Source organism: Candidatus Kapaibacterium sp. (assembly GCA_025059875.1).
In the GTDB taxonomy this organism is placed as follows: Bacteria; Bacteroidota; Ignavibacteria; order Kapaibacteriales; family HRBIN21; genus HRBIN21.
The window spans coordinates 286,045-304,828 of the sequence record JANXCT010000001.1 but is presented as its reverse complement, the minus strand read 5'-3'; the positions used below and the strand labels follow the sequence as shown (position 1 = coordinate 304,828).

Here is an 18,784-nt window from a genome sequence, read left to right as displayed (position 1 = left end):
GATGCTGCTGGAGAGCTACGTTGAGCCCTTTCTACAGCAGGCATTAGAACGCATTGGGGCAGCCGGGCTCGTAACCCCAGAGCTAGAGGTCCCCAAGGTCCCTGAACATGGGGACCTTGCTACGACCGTTGCTCTGCAGCTTGCTCGCCCACTACGGCGTCCACCACGCCAGATTGCAGAGGAACTCCTGCGTCACCTCCAGCTCCCTCCCGAAGACTGTGCTGTGGAGCTCGCAGGTCCTGGGTTCATCAACTTCCGCTTTACTCCACACTTCTTCGCTCGGTTGCTCCGCACGATCGCTGATGCCGGCGACGAATTCGGACGGCTCTCGGAAGGGGCAGGCAAGCGAGCAAACGTGGAGTATGTCTCAGCCAACCCCACGGGCCCCCTGCATTTAGGCCATGGCCGCAATGCCGCTCTGGGAGATACGATCGCAAACCTCCTCCAGTGGTGTGGCTACGATGTAACGCGGGAGTACTACTTCAACAATGCTGGCCGGCAGATGGCGCTCCTCGGACAGAGCGTCTATGCCCGCTACCGACAGCTCTTAGGCGACGACTATCCCTTCCCCGAAGATGGCTACCATGGAGACTACATCTGGGAAATCGCCCGCGAGCTTCTGCACCAGTACGGCGACTCACTCCGCGAGCCGAATGAAGAGCACCTCAGCCTCAGCCGTCGCATAGCCGAGGCATGGTGCTTTGACCGTATCCGGAGGACCTTAGAACGCATGGGAATCCGGCACGACGTCTACTTCAACGAGGACTCGCTCTACCGTGATGGTAAGGTGGATGCCATCATAGCAGCACTGCAGGAGCGGGGCCTTGTGTACGAGCGAGATGGAGCACTCTGGATAGCCCTCAGCCGCTTTGGACGGCAAGACCGCGTACTCGTAAAATCCAGCAGAGAAGGCACCTACCGCCTCCCTGACATCGCTTATCACCGAGACAAGCTAGAACGCGGCTATGACCTCATCGTCGACGTGCTTGGCGCCGACCACATCACGACAATAGAGGATGTGCTGACAGCCCTCCGCGCCTTAGGATACGACACTTCCTGTGTCAAAGTCGTCCTCCACCAGTTCGTCACGCTTGTAGAAGGGGGACAGCAAGTCAAGATGTCCAAGCGTTCTGGCAAGAGCTACACGCTCGACGAGCTATTAGAGGAGGTCGGGCCTGATGTCGTCCGCTTCTTCTTCCTCCTCCGGGCACCGAGCACACATCTGGAATTTGACCTGGAGCTTGCCCGTCAGCAGACAGAAGCCAATCCTGTGTTCTACCTCCAGTATGCCCACGCTCGCATCTGCTCCATCTTTCGGCATGCGGCAGAACGTGGGATTGTGCCTGATGAAACGGCTGATCTCCGCTGTCTTGTACTCCCGGCTGAACAGACCCTCATTAAGCTCCTCGTACGCTTTCCGGAACGAGTTCGCAAGGCCGCTCGCCTCTACGAGCCACAACTTTTGGCGGAGTACCTCCGCGAAGTCGCGCAAGCCTTCCACTCGTTCTACCACAGTCACCGTATCGTCGGAGCAGAGACAGCAGAGCAAATGCATGCTCGACTCGTCATGGCCCGCGCCACTCAGCGCGTCCTGCGTAACGGACTCGCAATTCTCGGCGTCAGCGCTCCGGAACGGATGGAGCGCCTCCAAGACTGATGGGTACTACCCCATGTTCGTAGCTCGAGGAGCACATTCCTGAGACACCCCGGGGTAGCTTAGGACCGCAACCCGAGGCTTAGTGGTCAGCCTGAGTTGTGGCGTAGACTATACACTGCCGCTACGACGTCTATAGGACTGCTCGAACGGGGATGGACCTGGGTCTCGACAAGATGAGAGAACTCAGGGGTTGCATGCCGTGCTTCGCCGGTGAGCACGTTAATACAACCGGCGGACAAAAAGTGCCGACGCGGTCTCGTACCGCATGGCCGCCTAATCCGAGGGATTAGGCGCCATCGTCTGGGCAGATGACGTGCCCATCCGTCCTGCACCAGGCGTGGACCTCAGATGGGCAGTGCCTTCGGGGCCATCGCCGGGCGCCGAAAGCGCTGAAGCGAGACGGCGATAGCTCTGGACGTCCCGCCACCCGGAGCCGCCAGAGCGAAGTCAGAAAGGGTGGCTGAGCATGGAGAGACTCCTGAGTTCACATCTTGGACGTGGGTTCGACTCCCACCATCTCCACGATATCCCTGCCCTCTCAATTTCACCACCACAACGCCCTGCCGTACATACCTCCACCCACCCAAAAAACCTACGCCCCCGGCAACCCGGGGGCGTAGGCTTTTGTGGGCGCTGCTGCCCCGTATCCCTACGGGGGTTAGCGCAAGCGGCAGAGGGGTTGCGTGACAACTCCTTCGGCAGTCTGCAGGCGGACAAAGTACGTTCCAGAACCCAGTAGTCCAATCGGTACCGGCCGTTCGTAGATTCCCTGCGGCAGAAGTTGTGCTGCCTCCTGCCACACGACTTCACCGAGGGCCGTGACGATCTCCAGCCGTACTGGCGAATCCATCGGCACTTCGTACCGGATCCACGCAACTTCCGACGCTACTGGATTGGGGAAGACTTCCAGTCGTGTAGCCCAGTGATGCCATGGTTCATTGACTGAAACGGCGTAGTCTGTCCGCACTGGGTCATAGTTCGCCCATGGGAGGTCCCAGCGGCGATCGTGGAAAGCTCCGCGGTAGGAGACACGCTGGAACCAGGGATCGTCTATGGCAACGACTCCGCTACGATCAAACGAAGCCGTATTCAAGTACGGAGCCGATGGTCGCGGCCGCGGATCGAAGAGCACATTGTCGTCGTAGGCAAAGGGGTTGTAGAGCGCTGCTAGCAGCGGTGACTCCTTGTAGAGCTCGTTTCGGAAGGCCGGCGTTGCAATCCAGTCGGTTGTCATGCCTGACGGCGGCGTTCCACCGGCGAAGTTCAGCCATGTCCCCTTGATACCGAAGAAGGAACAGTGGCGGATCTGTACGGAGTCAGCCTGAGCGGCAGCCATCGTGTTCGTGTTCGCAATCTCGACTCCCCGAGGCCACCCCAAGATGACAGAGTTGAAGATGCTCGTCCGCGCGTTACGGCGGATCTGGATGGCAGCTCCAAAGAATCGGCTGAAATTCTGCCCAGCCGCCCACGAAGTATCCTGGAGCGGACCAATGACGGTGATGTTGGAGAAGATGGGCGCAGTATATGGCTGGTTGAATGAAGCTGCAGCATCATTGTCCATCTCAAACGCCTGACTGGTAGAAACGTCGGCTAACTGCGGCCGGCGCACCACCAACCCGAACTGCACCCGCCCACGCCAGCCGTTATCACCGTCGAAGTCGTCGTCCAACGTGGCATAGCTGATCAAATTCCGAGCGTCTACTGTGCCACCAAACCACTCGAAGGCGTCATCATTTGCGTACGAGACTTGGACATTCTCAATCACCGTCCGACGCCCAACGCCGCCCATCGTTAGGCTGTTGAGCTCTTGGTTCGGGAAGGCCGCAATTCCAGCGAATTCGATCCGGACGTAGCGCAGAACTCCAGAGCTGTCGTTGTCATCGTTGCCACCGAACCATCCCCGGACTCGTTGAGCATCGGCAATCCCACCCTCTAAAGCTGCCTGCCCACCAGGGTTGTTGATGCGTGCACGGCCGCAGATCAGCACACCACCCCAATCACCCGGCGCACGCTGCCCTGGAGGTGCAGAGCTAGTGAAGACAATCGGGGCATCGGGACGCCCGTCGGCATAGATGATACCTCCGCGATTGATGCACAGCGCAGAGTTCTGCCCAACGGTATCACCGATGATGATTGTGCCTGGCTCAATCCGCAGTACTCCGCCACTATCTACGAAGACGTAACCATCGAGCTGGTAAATCTTACCGCGCGAGAGTGTCACCGTCGTCCGGATGGGATCTCGAAGGACGGAGTCAGCTCGAATTGGCTGGGGCTGGTCAATTGTGAATGGGGCATCGTTCACGTCAGAGACAGCTTCATTGAGGGTACCATCTGGATTGACGAGCACAATCCGCACGTAACCAGAGGTTGTCCGCACAGCCGGCACACGGAACCCACCGGCGTACCGGAGACGTGTCCGCCCGCTATCCTTCACCGCCGTTGCCCCCGGCAAGTCCTGCCAGGGTCCGTTCGGAGACGTCCCGAACTGGAAGCGCCAGACAGGATACACGTTCCCCCTGCCAGTGGTATCCCAGTACCACTCTAGGTCCTGCGATGTCCCAGCGCGGTAGGTCTTGCCGCCTTCCGGCTTTCGAAGCTGCACGCTCGTTGGAAGCTGGGCGAGCAGGAGGGAACTTCCTACAACGAACCCAAAGAGCACGTGCGCAACCCGCTTCATCTTTACCCCGAAGTTAAGACCGACATACCACGACAACCATCCGGCCATCTCACTGCAGCCGGTAGCTTACGCTCACGCTCACAACTCTCGGCTCCGCATACCGATGGACTTCGATGCCTCCTTGCTCCCATCGCACAGGGCTCTGCAGCAGATTCTTCACCTTGACGCTGAGCGAGAGCCCTGCTGGCAAGGACTGCAAGTACACGACATCCACCAAGTTGCGCGGCACCTCGTAGATGTGGGGATCGGGGAAGGAGTACTGTTCAGGCTGGCCTACCTTCACGATCCGCCGCCCAATCCGATTCCATTGCAAGCTCAGCTCCCCTTTCCACGGTGCTTGCCAGACAATCCCAGCGTTCAGGCTGTACGGCGCCTGTCCCCACAATTGTCGTTTTACAATCAGACCGCCGCTCCGCACCCCAACTCGCCCATGGACGTAGCTGTAGTTGCCGAAGAGCACTATGCTCTGCCCCCAAGGACCCAGGAAGCTGAGGTTCTTCCGACCTTCCAGCTCAATTCCCCATAGTTGCGCTGGATTTTCGGAGTTTGCAAACGTGCGTGTTAGCTCGCTCTGCTGCGGGAAGATCGTCTCTTCGATCGCGTTTGTGATCCGCTTACCGAAGACCCCCACGCTGAAGTACTCCGATAGTGTCGGGTACCATTCCATCCGCAGCTCTGCACTCCACGTCTCAGCAGGCTTCAGTAGAGGATTCCCTTGGACGAGCGCCTGTTCCGTCACATCGAAGAAAGCGAAAGGAGCAACCTCTCGGAATGTTGGACGGGTCACCGAGCGGAAGAGCGCACTTCGGATCTGGAATTGATCGCTGAGACGGAGCACCGCGTTGACAGTCGGTAGCCAGTTGAGCCATTGACGGTGCTCGCTCAATGGCTGGTCGTTGATGTAGTGGGTTGACAGGTCCTGCTGCGCTAACTCTGCTCGGACTCCCACGGCGAAGCGAAGCGAGAGCTGCAAGAAGTTCGCCGGGATTTCACCAATCGCGTAGGTTGCCCACACCTTTTCACCAGCCTGGTAGGAGTCGCTCAGCTTCGTATCCTCAGAAATCCCAAGTCCGTCTTCGCGGAAGTTCTCCGGGCGGAGGAGCTCCTCTGGCGGCAGCGTCAGATCAACGTCACGCGCTCCCCCTCGGGCCTGGACGAGGGTAATGGAGCGCGCTGTAAAATGCCGCTGACGCTGCTCCCAGGAGAACCCAAGCTGCAGTGAACCGACCGCCAATGGAAGGCGCCCCCGAACCTTCGCTGCTGAGGTCTTCTCCAGGAGGTCTATGAAGTACCGCCCGGCCCGCGTTCCGTCGCCCTGTTGGGTCGCCGGAATCTCAGCTACGTAAGGATCGTCGGGGTTGCTGTGGATCTGGCGCTGGTACCGGAGACGGCGGTAGTCCGGTTGCTGCTGCCGAGCTTCCCCACGACTGAACTCCCATGCCAGCGCGTAACCATTGAGAGCATGCTCGCCCCCTAGCTGGCTGTTCCAGAACTGATACTGCGTCAGGTGGTAGACGTAGTGGCGCAGCTGGAGCATCTGGTATTGAAAATCAGCCCCCTCTAAGAACAGGAAGCGGTCTGAGAGCGAACGGCTAAAGAGGTTACGGAGATGGAAACGATGCGCGTCCCCGAGACGATAGCCGACATTGAGCAACGCTGCTAAGCTGGTACCACGATTGGCCTCTCTGCCCGCGTGTTCGAATAGGAGCTGACGGTCTGCCAAGAGCCCACGCCAGAGTCCCTCTCGAATAGCCGCCGAACGCTCGTAGAGTAGGGTTCCCACGAGTCCTACTTCAGACGCAGTCCCAATTGGCGAACTCCATCCAGCCGCCAACTGGAAGTTGGGCAACACGGAAACCGTTGTCGTATCCCGCCTCCAGAGCTGATTGTTGAAGCCGCGCCCAAGCTCTACCCACCGCTGCTGTGCTCCTGTTGTGTCGTATGGATTCCACACAGCCCGTAGGAGTTCGCTCATTTCACGCCGCGAGCTAGGTATCCCGGGCGGCATATGGCGCCACTCGGTGTCCCATGCCAGCCAGTCCTGGGGTCCTGCAGGGTAGTGCCAGTAACCGTTCTTCCGAAAGCTCGTCCCGGCAATGTATGGACTGCCCAAGCGTAGCTGGATGAAGGGGCGATCCGGGATGTCCACCGTCCGTAGCTCTACAACCCCACCTGCGGCAACAGGGCTCTCAGCAGTAGCAGCCTTTGCAACAGAGACTTGCTCTAGGAGCTCTGTGGGGAAGAGTTCTAAGGCTATGCCGCGGCGGTCTGGTTCCGACATTGCAACTGGCAGCCCGTTGAGCAGGATTGTGCTGTAGCGCTCGTTCGTACCACGTACGAAGAGGTACTTCCCTTCCATAACGGTCACGCTGCTGATCCGCTGGAGGGCTTGCCCTGCATCAGCATCTCCACTGAGGCGCAACTGCTCTGCTCCTACGACCTCCACGACGGCCGTCGCAGACCGCCGAACGCTAATCGCACTCTCCGCGCTCGCTCGGTCGCGACGAGCCTCCACAACGGCCCCTTCCATCTGCCGTACCGTCGGGTAGAGGCGAACACTCAGCCAGACGGAGTCGCCAGCCCGGACTGTGAGCTCGCGCTCCATTGCCGAGTAGCCCACCATGGATACTCGGAGACGGTACTGACCCGGCTTGACCCGCAGCCGAAAGTTCCCTCGGAAGTCTGCAAAGGCCCCTGTTGTATCGCGCCCCATCACTATAATCGTGGCCCTCCCCAGCCCCTCACCCGTCTCGGCATCCTGCACGATCCCTCGTAACAGCCCGTCGCTACTCTGCGCCGTGGCAATGGCATGACCAACCAGTAAGGCAGCAGCGCACACACTCAGAAATCCCATTGGAGCTGCAAATGTTGTGACACGTACCCTCTGCCAGGCGCGAAATTCCCCCAGCACTGCAACCTGGGTGTTACCTGCACGTTACGAAAGCGTAACAGGTCCCCTCACCGCCCAGCGTAGCAGCAGTTCGCACACTGCCGGGCCTGCGCAAACTCGGATGACTCAAGCTGCAACGTGCTGTGGTGAATTCCAAAGCGCTCTTGGAGCACTTTCTGTGCTTGCTCGAGCACAGTGGCTGTAGCGGCCGAGGAGTCCACAACCAAATGAGCACTCAGCACTGCCTCTTGCGAGGCAATTCCCCACACGTGCAAATCATGGACATCCAGCACGCCCGGTAGCTGGCGAAGTGCCTCCTCTACCTGAGGGACTGATACCCCGCGTGGAGACGCTTCCAGCACAATCCCTAGCGCCTCCCACAACAGCACAAGCGTATGCCGAAGTAAGAAGCCAACTAGAACGAGCGAGAGTACCGGATCAATCCATGCAGCACCTGTCCACCACAAAGCTGCGCCAGCAACCACAACAGCTAACGACGATGCCATGTCGCTGAGCGCATGGAGGTACGCTGCCCGGGTGCTAAGGCTATGAGCGTGCCGCAGGAAGGCAACCACCACAGCATTCCCCACCAACCCCACAAGTGCAGCGATAACCATCGGCAGTGGGAGGACAGAATAGGGGGTCCACAGGCGCTCGAATGCCTCCCATGCTATCCATCCACAGAGCACCAAGAGGAATGCCGCACTGACAATTCCCACGACCACTTCTACCCGGTGCAGCCCATAAGTGAAGCGAGAGCCAGGACGCGGTGAGTAGCTGGCGATGGACAGCCCTACGTACGCAGCCAGTTGCGTCAAGAGATCGGTCAACAAATGCCCCGTATCCGACAGCAGAGCAAGGCTGCTCGACCACCATGCCCCTACAGCCTGGATGACGACGAGTCCACAAGTCAGGAGGAGCGCCCCTCGGAGGCGCCAACCCTCGTCACGATATGTCGCATGCAGCACGGCCACTAATACCTCTCTGCTGCGTACTATTGACGCATCGCAACTTTGTCCAGGGTAGCTCAACCAACGTGCCGTATCATGGCTGCCGATCCCCTACTTTTGCACTTATTCCCAAAGGAACCTTAGGGGAGGGACACAAGTACTATGCGCTGCGAACGCAGGGGAGGGTGTAGTCCAGGTAGGACCAAGAGAGGAACTCCACAATGCACTGGTTGATAGCTCTTGTATGCGCCATCCCTGTGGCGGCCCAGCAGCTCAGTCTCACCGTCCTCCTCCGCGATCCGCTGCCGGCAGCGATCTCAGCCTGGCAAGAGGATCCAACGCTCATTCGAGTGCTCATCTCTTCTTCCTCCCCAACGCCAAGCTACCCAAATGCTGTGATTAGCTTTGAGCTGCGGGATGCGCAGACGCAGAGAGTTGTAGCTCGCTCCAAGGATGGCCACCCTCGCCAACCCCGCATTGCGATCCCGGCTGGGCCGACGACGTTGACCCTTACTGGTTCTGAAATTATCAACTATGAAGCAACAGAGATCGAGGCTGGCATCGAAGAGCAGGTCCTCGTTACCGGTCTCCTGCCTGAAGGTGTATACGAGTTCTGCGTCCGGCTCTTAGATAGGGACTTCCGTCCAATTGTCATAACAGGACGGACCTGTGCAGTAGCACGCGTAGTATCGCCCGACCCTCCAGTGCTCCTTGCCCCTGAAGATACCACTCGCCTCTCCTCTTTGACGCCGCTCTTCATATGGACACCCCCGCGACCTCTCGTAGGGCCAGTTGTCTACCGGCTCCGTATTGCCCCGCTCTACGCTGGGCAAGACCGTCGTTCTGCCTTGGAGCGGAACACCCCTGTCTACGAGCAGCTTCTCTCGACAACGACGCTGAGGTATCCTCCAACAGCCCCCAGCTTCTCGCTCTACCCAGATGCCCAGGGCTTTGTCTGGCAGGTGCAAGCATTGACTCCTGATGGGCGTCCCGCCGCTCGGAACGATGGCAAGAGTTCGATTTTCCTCTTCTATCCGCCCATGGCCGGTCCAGCGGCGCGAGAAGCTCCCCCGACAACTCCGCCTACACCTCCAGCTAAAGATGCCTCCCAAGAGGATGGAGGTAGCGCTCCACGCACCGGAAGAGTTATCGGCCCAGACACAGTCCTTATCACTCATATCCGGCTGGGTGGAGGCTTTATCATGCGCCTCCACACTCCAGTGCTCTGCCGCAGGGGGTCATCGTGCACCATCGGGCCCGATACCGGCTACATCTATATCCCCTGGCTGGGCGACACCTTGGTAGTTCCCTTTAAGAGCCTGACTATCACGAGCCTCGGCCTACCAAGTCTACACGGTGGCACCCTCACCTCCTCTGCCGTAAAACAGCGGCTACTCCAGAGCGGGGTGGCGGCTGCCCAGCATGTGCTTAAAATCCTAGAGTGGAAGTTCACCGCCACAATGGCCGAGGTACGAGCGCGCCTCAGCATCGATTGGACAGGCTCCGGCCTCACCTGCCGAGGACGCGATTCAGTAGAGCTGAGTTGGCAACCCGTAAAGCTGACTGGCTTGCCACCCCTTCGCATCAAGATTCCTACAGCCTGGGAATGTAGCGGAGCGGGGATGCTCCTTGGACAGTGCTTCCATGTCCGCTTTGACTCCATCTTGATCGACGCCAGCTTCGATACCCTCCCACCCCGCAACTTCAGAGGCCACCTCACCGTTGGCGGCACTTTACAGCTCCAGTGCCTCAATCCTCCTGCAAACGCTTACTTCTACCTGCGACTGGACCGTGGGGGCGCAGACTTCCTCGTCACAATCGTGCACCGAATCCGCGCCCAAGTAGTCGGCACACCGCTGCGAATTAGCCTAGACACGTTAGTGCTAGACATTGCGCAGACAGCTAATCCGACGGGTTTCCCCCCTGGAGGCGGGTGTACCTTCCCGGACTGGAGCTCACCTAACTGGCGAGGCCTCTGGATTCCAAGCCTTCAGCTCTCCGTGCCGATTGGGGACAACGATACAGCGGACTTCCTGGCACGGAATGTCGTTGCAGAAGATGTCGGTGGGCAGCTCAAGCTCAGCCTCAACGCTCGCGTAAAGGTCCGAGACACCATCCGGTTTGCTGGCTTCCGTATTCGCCTAGATACCCTCACCGCGCGGTGGTGTCGGGGTACCTTTAGCGAATTTGCCCTCCGCGGACTGCTATTGCTCCCCCCTGGACTTAGCAAGCCGGCTGGTTGGACACAGTTAGATAGCCTCTACATCCGGTTCACGTGCGATGCCAGTTGGAACTGGACGGGTTCGCTGGACATCTATGGGAACATCCGGCTAGACTTTGGCACCTATGCTCGACTCATCCTCCAGAATGCTCGGCTCGTCAAGGTGGGTCCGAGCTCCGGGTACTTGGAGTTCGTCAACGTTCGCCTCCATGCACCGGCTGATGGCACGAACTCTGTAACGTTCAACGGCCTCCGCATCTGGAACGACGGGCGCGTTGAACTAGAGGGGACCGAGGGGTGGCTCAATGTCAGCAATTGGGCAAATCTATCTGTCGGCGGCATTGACATTCAGGTGCAAGAGGTAGGGCTTGGCTACCACCAGCCTACGACGGGCTCCTGCAGTAGCCCGCAGAAGCGATGGTGGGTTGGCCTCAGCGGCGGCATTAGCATCAACGCCAACTCAGGACTACCTGGCGGAGGAAATGGAGTCCGTGTCCGCCGGCTGCGAATCTACGACAACCTCTGCATGACTAGTGAGGGCTCTGGGATCGACGTCTCCATCTCTGGCTCCTTCTCTATCCGCGGCGAGCTACGCTGGGGAGACATCACCTATGGCTCGGGCTCTGGCTCTGTTCAAGCGAAAGGTCTCCAAGGGACTCTGAGCGGGAGCTTTACATGCCTGGGCGGAGTGGAGGCCCAAGTGGATTTCGCACTGGGCTCGGTTAGCTCGCCATCGCCGTACAAGTTCTGGTTTGTTCAGGGAGCCGTGGTGGTGCCTGGTGGTGTTCCCATCGTACCCGGGGCTTTCCACCTGGTCGGTGGCCTTCTAGGAGCTGGTTGGCATGTCAAACTGGATAACGTCAACCGCAACCAAATCAGCGAGACGAATGGGATCGTACCTCCGCCGCCACTGGTGCCTGATCCTCACACCGGCTTGATGCTCCGTGGCGGGCTTATCTTCGCCGACGGTTCGCTGCAGTTCTACCGACTCACTGTCACCGGCACCATCGCCTTTGGGAGCTCTACACAACTAGCGATAGACGGAGGGGTCGTGATCATCCCCGCGCTGCGAGTTGTGGAAGGCAGTGCTAACGCTACGATGGCAATTAACGGCGGACGCCTCCAGCCCCCAATCTCGCTGAGCGGAGGAGCTAGCGTCCGGTTATCCAGGATTCAGCTCTTCTCTGCGGGTTTCTCCACACAGATCCAGCCAGGCAGTTCCTGCTTCCATGTTGGCCCTTCTCCAGACCGGAACTGGATCTTAGCCGATCTGGATGCGAACATCGGCACAGACATCCTCGGGGCTGAAGTAGTGGCAAAAGCCTACGCCAGCCTATGGGGGCTCTATGTCCGCCTCTGCCCAACAGAGGGCGAGTTCCAGGGCAATTTCCGAGGCGCTGGTGTTGTCGGAGTTAAGCTCGAAGTTGCTAGAGCCTCAGTTCCTTTCCACTTTGGGGTAGAGTTCAGTACCGGATTCTGTGGCTACTACTACTTCCGCTTCCAGCGGAGTGGAAACAACTACACTGGCCGGGCAAAGCTCGGTGGTGGGCTAGGATTGTCGCTAACCTTCGATCAGTCCGGCTGGCCCAGCTGGAAAGGATGGCGAGGGACTCAGGCAGCGGACCATCTCCAGGGGTACTACTGTGGTTCCGGTAACTGGGTGGACCTAAGCAAACACTGGAGCCACTGCCGCAAAAACGACGATTGTAACAAAGATGTTCAAGATTGCCGCCAAGTATCCATAGAGCTGCGCGCTCGCGGGGTCTTCGATGGACAGATCAGCATCCCACGGACATGCTTCACTGTTGCTGGACGGCAGGTCTGTCTCCCCAAACTCCACCAGCTGACGATCTCCGCTGACTACGGATACTATGGATACGGACGCTGGAACAACCGAGAGGGAGCTAAGAAAGGCGGTCCGCTCGCCAACCAGGCAGAAGCCCTCTCGTGCTCTGGGCTCGCAAACGAACGCCAGCAATGGGCAAACAACAACGTCAGCGAGCAACAGCCTCCAGCTCTTGTCATCACATCCTCTCCTGGTCGGGGCCAGACTGGCGTTAGCATTACTCAACGGCTGTGGGTTAAACTGGGAGCGCCTGCCAACGGCAGTTGGAGCAGCGGAGGTTCAGGACTCCGACAGTGGCAAATTCGCAATCTTGCTGTATCCCTGTGGGATCTGGGGTTTGGCACCCCACGCCAGGTTAGCATTCAACAACACCTGCACGTCGATTCCCTTTCCCTTGTTCCACTCCTCCAGATCGGCGGCTCCTCCTTCGCAACCGTGCTACTACCGAACACACCGTATCGGCTCATCATAGAGGGGGACTTCTGGGCACGGAACCCAAACGGCACCGAAGCATACATTACCCGCTCTCGCGATACGCTGCCATTTACTACTGGAGCTCCCAGCGAGATGCAGTTTGAAGTCAGCTCCTCCATAGGCCCCATCCGAGATACCAGCGCCCAGCGAACTCCAGCCTTCATAGCCCTCTACAACGCCTTACGGGGACTAGAATTCATATCCCCACTCCAGTTTGGTCGTGACATCTGGCTCCGTATCCGCGACGGTGTTGGACGCACGTACGAATGGCGTGGTCCCCCAACTCCTCCCATCCGAGCCGTCCGTCCAGCCAGTTCAGGAGCAGCCCTCGGAGTTCAATTAGAGCTGGATACGCTCGAGTTCCAACCCATAGCAACCAACATGGTCATCTCACCAATCCGCCCCAACACCTTCCACTTTACACTCCTCAACGCTAAGAAGGCGGGTTCTACAGCACCGCGTCCTGACACGGCCAACCGACTCCTGGAGGGGCTTCCGCTGGAACTCGATCGCTGGACATGGACTCGCCAGCCTTCGGCAGCAGAGCTACAGCTCCGACTCTCTACTCGACTCCGCTGGTCCTCTCTTGCCCCGGGCGATGACGCATGGTATGCTCCGGCTGCTGTGGGTGGCACGAACATTCCCTACACGGACACAGTTGTACTAGAGAACACAGGAGCTCAGAAACTCTTCGCCGGCACCCCCTTCCGCATCATTGTCCGCAAGAATGTTAGGGGAACAGTGACAGAAATCCGCTCGGTATGGCATCTGCCTCAGACCCTCCTACCAGGAGGCAGCGTAACCATTCCCGTTACCATCCCCATAGAGCCGGACCTCCAAGGGTGGAGTATTCGAATTCTGCCGCGGCTACCGTTCACGGAGAGTAACCACACTGACAACTGTGTAGATACGGGTCCGCAGGCCGGTTGCGCACAGTGTCAGCCTCCATCAGATTGCTTGCACATTCCGAGTCCCATTACTGAGGCAGAGTAGTCGGGGAACTTAGGGATGGGGAAGGGAAGGGCCTTCTGGCTCGGCGCCACAGTGGGGGTCTTCCTCTGCAGCACAATAGCTGCACGGCCGCAGCCCCGACTCTTCTTCTGGGCGAAGGGCGATAGTGTGGGTATCCGCCTAGCGTGGACCCTCCCTCTAGATCGCCCCCTGCCCGCAGAGTACCGAATTCTACGCCGTGAGAGCCGCAAGAATGTCTATGAGCCGTTGGCGGTCACACGCCGACTCCCGAGGACCCAATGGATGCCGTATGCACCGGCCGATGCCTCCCCTGGATGGCTCGACACAGTTGAGCTTATCATCACAGCCGCTGCCGACCCGCGAGAGCCAGACTCCGTCCGCCGCGAGCTCCTGGGACTGCTGCAGGAGATGTTGATCGACGACTTCCCTCGCGTTGCTCCGGTCCTTGGCACTACGTATCACGACACGACTGCCCGGAGTGGACGGCGCTACGATTACGCTGTTGCCATTGGTGACTCCGTCGTTGCGGAGGTCTTGGACGTACTGGCGGGGTCCCGAGAGCTTCCAGAGCCTCCAAAGAACCTGCAAGGAAAGGCTGTCGATAGCCTCCGTATCCGGCTCCTCTGGGACTTCAAGGGTGGGAAAGCACGGGGCATCTGGGGCTACCATGTCTGGCGCCAAGCACCAGGGGATACAGGATTCATTCGCATGACTGAAGACCCTATCATCACGCTCTGGATAGACGAGAACCTTCCTGCTGAGTACCTCTACGCCGATGTGGAAGGACTGGAGAAAGGCAAACTCTACCGCTACCGGGTCAGCGCTGTGGACGTCTTCGGACACGAAGGGCCCTGGAGCGAACCCGTTGCTGTCGTGGCCCGAGATGCCCGCCCAATCTTAGCTCCCTACGGTGTTGTTGCTCGGCCCGAGGGGGACAGCATCATTATCGTCTGGGAGGCCTCGCAGGATTACCGCGCTGCCGGCTACCACGTTTACCGATGGCCGTTTGGCATGGATACCGCCCGAGTCCGCTTGACCCCGCACCCCCTACCAGCAGATGTCCGCAGGATCGTAGACTGGCCTGGGGAACTCCCCGCCGAGCACGTCGCGTACGCAGTCACTACCGTCACCGAAGAGGGGGAAGAGAGCGATCTCTCACTCCCCCACATCGTACCAGTGCCCGACGTTATCCCGCCGCCACCTCCACGGTACTTCATGGGCTACGGCGAAGTTGGGAAGGCTCGCCTCGTATGGACCCGTAGCATGGCTCAAGACGTCTGGGGCTATGAGGTCGCACGCGCCCTTTCACCCATAGATGAGTTTACGCTCGTGAGCACCCACATCCTGGAAGACACCACGTTCACGGACATCCTTACCCCCGAAGCCGGGCGCACGACCTTCTGGTACCGAGTCCGTGCTGTCGACCGCCGCGGAAACCGTAGCGACTGGACGCCTGCAGTACTGGTACTCCTGCCTGACATCGTGCCCCCACCATCTCCGTACTTCACAGAGGCAGTCGCAGAGGACGGCGCTATCCGACTCCGCTGGCAAATCGGTGCTGCCAGTGATCTCCTAGGCTTTTGGCTCAATCGGTACGAAGATACCCTCAAGTCCCCTATCACGCTCAACGGGGGTGAGCCGATAGAAGGAACGGCTCGAGAGTACCGAGACTCCCTCGTTGAGCCTGGGCGGATATACTGGTATGAGCTCGTTGCAATCGACAGCGCCTTCAACCTCTCCATGCCATCAGGGCGCATTGCCGGGCAAGCATACAGCACCCGTCCCCCTGCGCCCCCCACTCTCGATTCCGTCTACGCTACTCCAGAGGGTGTCGTCATCGTTTGGCGAGAAGTCGCCTCCTCAGACGCTGCCATCATCGTAGAACGGAGCACCGACGGGGAGCGCTTTACGCCAATCACGCCCCTACTCCCAATCGCCCAGCGGCGCTTTCTGGACACAGCCGTTCGACGTGGACAGCTCTACTACTACCGCCTCCGACTCCGCAGCTTGACCACCGGCAATTGGAGTGCCCCCTCCACCGCCGCTACTATTACCCCGTAATTTTGTGGGCCTGCGTGTCTAACTGTGCTTCCTAAAGGGCTCTGCCATGGGTCTCCGGTACGGGCTATGGATAGTCGTGGCGGCCACCAGCAGTACCCTCTGCATAGCAGCCCAGCAGGTCGTTCCTAAAAAGACCAAAGCCCGGACTATCCACATCTCTCGGATCGAACAGCAAGAGCTTGCTACCGTCGGCCCAGAGAAGATCACATACCGAGAGCTCGAGCAAGCATACCGTCGGAATACCGCCCGCCAACACACCCGACTCTACGAAGTCCCGCGCGATAGCGTCGAGTCCTTCCTGCGGCTCTACATCAACTATCGCCTGAAAGTCCTGGATGCTCTCTCCCGCGGACTGGACAAAGATTCCGCATTCCTGCGGGAGTTTGAGAACCACCGTCGTCTGCTGGCCGAGACGTACTTCTTCGACAAGCGCCTTGTCGAACCCGCTGTCGAAGAGCTCCTACGGCGCCGCCAGTCGGAGCTGCGGCTGGCAATCATGCTCTTCTCACAGAACTTTGACCAGGACACCTTGCCTGCATACGAGAGGGCAAAGCGAGCCATTGCCCTACTGCAGCAAGGGGTGCCATTCGAGACTCTCGCCCGGGACTCCTCCGACGATCGCGAAACGGCCCAGCAAGGCGGTATCCTCCCTTTCATTACCGGCGGGATGGTGCTCCGGCCAATTGAGGACGTGGCATACCAACTCAAGCCCGGGCAGTTCTACCCAGCCCCTATTCGTACCCGCCACGGCTACTTTGTCGTCAAGCTCTTGCAACGAGAGCCCCGAGTTGCCGTATTGGCGCGGCACATCCTTCTGCCTATCGTTAACGGAGATACGGCTGCAGCTTTAGCTAAAGCTGACTCGCTACTACAGCTCCTTCGGTCCGGAGCAGACTTCGCTGAGATAGCTCGCCAGAACTCCATTGACAATGTCACGGCCGAGCGTGGCGGGAGCTTCGGAAGCTGGTACACTCGCTCACTAGGCTTCGAGAACATCCCCAGCCGCCTGCTCCCGGAGTTCGAGAACGCGCTCTTCTCCATCCCCGATGGAGGCCTAACGGTTACCGTCACAAGCTTCGGTGTCCATATCATCCGCCGCGACTCGACGAAGCGCTACGCGGTAGAGGAGGAACGCGAGACTCTTCGGCGACTCTACCGCCGGCTCTACTTCGAGGAGGACCGCCAGCGCTTTCTGGACTCGGTTCGCACAGCCTGGGGCTGTCAATGGAACACACCTGTCTACCAAGCCTTCGTCAGCTCCATTGATACAACGAACAACCCCTCTGACACCGCTTGGGCTACCCGCATCCCGACAGCACTGCTCGACCAGCCGATCTACCTCTGTCGTCATCTCCAACCCGTTACCGTGCGGCATCTCATCGACACCCTCTCACAGCCCTTCTACCGTACCCTTCCTCTGCGCTCCGCAAACCTCCTACAAACGGTCCAACGGGCCACGACCCCGGCAATCGTGGATTACCTTAGCCGTGGCCTCGAGCGCCAGGACCCTGAGTTCGCTCGCCTACTCCGGGAGTTCCGGGATGGACTCCTCTTATTCCGCGTCGAGGACCAAGAGGTCTGGAGCAAGCTCAGCCGCTTTGACACCGTAGCTGCTCGGGCTTACTACGACACCACGAAGCACCGCTACTACACCGAACCTGTCTACGACCTCAGCGAAATCTACGTCACTTCCGACTCTCTTGCCCGAACACTCCGGGCTCAGCTCGATGCAGGTGCGGATTTTGCAAAGCTAGCTGAACAGTATACTCAGCGCCCTGGCTACCGAGAGAAGAAAGGGCACTGGGGCAAGCTCACACCCAAGCAGAACAAGCTCGCCGCCCTTGCAGAGCAGCAGCAGGCAAAGAAAGGTGATATCATAGGCCCCCTGCCATACGAGAACGGCTTCGTCCTGCTCCGGATCAACGACTACGAGCCCCCACGACAGAAGGGCTTTGAAGAGGCTATCCCAGACTTCGCTCCAGCCTTCCAGGAGCTCCAGCAGCAGCGCTTGACGGAACAGTGGTTAGAGCGCCTACGCCAGCGTTTCCCCGTCAAGATCAACACCGCAGCGCTCGCTGCTATCTGGGGCTTGGCACGCCGACGCTAATTCATGCGTGCTCGAATCCGCTGGAGGACCTCAGCAAAGTCGCTATCCCGTAGCTGGTAGCGCTCGCTGCAGTACTGGCAGACCAACTCATTCTGCCCTAAGCGTTGCATTTCGCTGACCTCCTCGTAGGTCAGTGTCGCCAAGAGCTCTTTGAAGCGCTCTAGAGAGCAGCGGCAGAAGAAGTCAATCGGCGTGTTGTTGAGCACCATGAAAGTCTCCGGGAGGACACGGCTCAGAATCTCCTCCGGAGCAACGCCAGCGGTAAGTAGCTCCGCCAGCGGAGGGAGCTCCTGCAGGCGACGTTCTACGGTGAGGATGACATGGGCCGCAGCTCCGGGCATCGTCTGCACCAGTAACCCTGCTGAAGCGCTGATTTTGCCATCGGGAGTGAAAGCAACGTCGAACCGAACAGCCGTCAGGATCTGTTCCGATTGCTCAAAGTAGTACTCCAAGTTCGCAGCGATATCCCCTTGCTGGAGCTCCACGACGCTGACGACTGGCTCAACGTGGTTGTAGAGGATACGTACCACGCGGAAGAGACCGTGCCGCCCTAGGGGATACGGATGCGCCGCTAGTGGCAGGCCATCGGACCGCTCGGTGGCATAGCGGACGTAGCCCCGTACCTCTCCGACTTGCAGTGCTTCGGCCGCAACGACAGCGACTGGCCCATCCCCCTCGGCCTCCACTATGATACGCTCCTCCCCTTTGAGGAACGAGGCCAAGAGAGAGGCGCTCGCCAGAGCCTGCGCCAGCAGGCGAGCTCCAACGGGTTCCAACCCATGCCGGGACTGCGCTGTCTGCGCTACGACGGTGTTCTTGACCACGACCCCACGAAAAGCACCGTCAACGGTTAGTGCCCGGATGACCCGATCACGCTGTCGGAATTGTTGCTTGAGTTCAGCTAAACTCGCCATCACAAGCTGATGACT

General features: G+C 59.2%; 8 protein-coding genes and 1 other RNA gene. 5 read left to right on the top strand and 4 right to left on the bottom strand.

The window, feature by feature from the left end; translation table 11 throughout:
- Window position 1 precedes the first annotated feature (1 nt).
- Together argS and ssrA are read left to right on the top strand one after the other, a co-directional pair.
- A complete protein-coding gene (gene argS / locus NZ960_01375; GenBank protein MCS7176269.1) occupies window positions 2–1,657 on the top strand; it encodes an arginine--tRNA ligase in 1,656 nt (551 codons plus the stop codon).
- A 148-nt stretch (window positions 1,658–1,805) separates the two neighbouring features.
- Window positions 1,806–2,182, top strand: a transfer-messenger RNA (tmRNA) gene (ssrA, locus tag NZ960_01370).
- A gap of 133 nt (window positions 2,183–2,315) precedes the next feature.
- On the opposite strand, the gene NZ960_01365 is transcribed toward ssrA, so the two are convergent.
- From NZ960_01365 to NZ960_01355, 3 genes are all read right to left on the bottom strand, one after another.
- Window positions 2,316–4,382 carry a T9SS type A sorting domain-containing protein gene (locus tag NZ960_01365; GenBank protein ID MCS7176268.1) on the bottom strand — a complete coding sequence of 689 codons (2,067 nt, stop codon included), beginning with the start codon at window positions 4,380–4,382 and terminating at the stop codon, window positions 2,316–2,318.
- 1 nt (window position 4,383) lies between these two features.
- Complete coding sequence (locus NZ960_01360) at window positions 4,384–7,188, bottom strand: TonB-dependent receptor (GenBank protein MCS7176267.1); 2,805 nt, start codon at window positions 7,186–7,188, stop codon at window positions 4,384–4,386.
- 104 nt (window positions 7,189–7,292) lie between these two features.
- Window positions 7,293–8,198 (bottom strand): cation diffusion facilitator family transporter, encoded by a 906-nt coding sequence (locus tag NZ960_01355; GenBank protein ID MCS7176266.1) that lies wholly within the window; start codon window positions 8,196–8,198, stop codon window positions 7,293–7,295.
- A 197-nt stretch (window positions 8,199–8,395) separates the two neighbouring features.
- Between NZ960_01355 and NZ960_01350 the strand changes: the two genes are divergently transcribed.
- From NZ960_01350 to NZ960_01340, 3 genes are read left to right on the top strand one after another with little or no spacing between them, the layout of a single operon-like run.
- On the top strand, window positions 8,396–13,708 hold the full coding sequence (locus tag NZ960_01350) for a hypothetical protein (protein MCS7176265.1): 5,313 nt from the start codon (window positions 8,396–8,398) through the stop codon (window positions 13,706–13,708).
- 15 nt (window positions 13,709–13,723) lie between these two features.
- The gene (locus NZ960_01345) at window positions 13,724–15,748 is read left to right on the top strand and encodes a hypothetical protein (protein ID MCS7176264.1); all 2,025 of its coding nucleotides are present in this window, start codon (window positions 13,724–13,726) and stop codon (window positions 15,746–15,748) included.
- Between the two features lie 46 nt (window positions 15,749–15,794).
- Window positions 15,795–17,855 (top strand): peptidylprolyl isomerase, encoded by a 2,061-nt coding sequence (locus NZ960_01340; protein ID MCS7176263.1) that lies wholly within the window; start codon window positions 15,795–15,797, stop codon window positions 17,853–17,855.
- Here NZ960_01340 and NZ960_01335 read toward each other — a convergent pair.
- A complete protein-coding gene (locus NZ960_01335) occupies window positions 17,852–18,769 on the bottom strand; it encodes an Hsp33 family molecular chaperone HslO (GenBank protein MCS7176262.1) in 918 nt (305 codons plus the stop codon). The two genes, NZ960_01340 and NZ960_01335, sit on opposite strands and share 4 nt — an antisense overlap.
- Between the last annotated feature and the right edge of the window lie 15 nt (window positions 18,770–18,784).

Bases quoted from the DNA above. Each gene is read 5' to 3' on its own strand.
- NZ960_01340 (MCS7176263.1), top strand. From the start codon at position 15,795: ATGGGTCTCCGGTACGGGCTATGGATAGTCGTGGCGGCCACCAGCAGT.
- NZ960_01345 (MCS7176264.1), top strand. From the start codon at position 13,724: ATGGGGAAGGGAAGGGCCTTCTGGCTCGGCGCCACAGTGGGGGTCTTC.
- NZ960_01365 (MCS7176268.1), bottom strand. From the start codon at position 4,382: ATGGCCGGATGGTTGTCGTGGTATGTCGGTCTTAACTTCGGGGTAAAG.
- argS (MCS7176269.1), top strand. From the start codon at position 2: ATGCTGCTGGAGAGCTACGTTGAGCCCTTTCTACAGCAGGCATTAGAA.
- NZ960_01350 (MCS7176265.1), top strand. From the start codon at position 8,396: ATGCACTGGTTGATAGCTCTTGTATGCGCCATCCCTGTGGCGGCCCAG.
- NZ960_01360 (MCS7176267.1), bottom strand. From the start codon at position 7,188: ATGGGATTTCTGAGTGTGTGCGCTGCTGCCTTACTGGTTGGTCATGCC.
- NZ960_01335 (MCS7176262.1), bottom strand. From the start codon at position 18,769: ATGGCGAGTTTAGCTGAACTCAAGCAACAATTCCGACAGCGTGATCGG.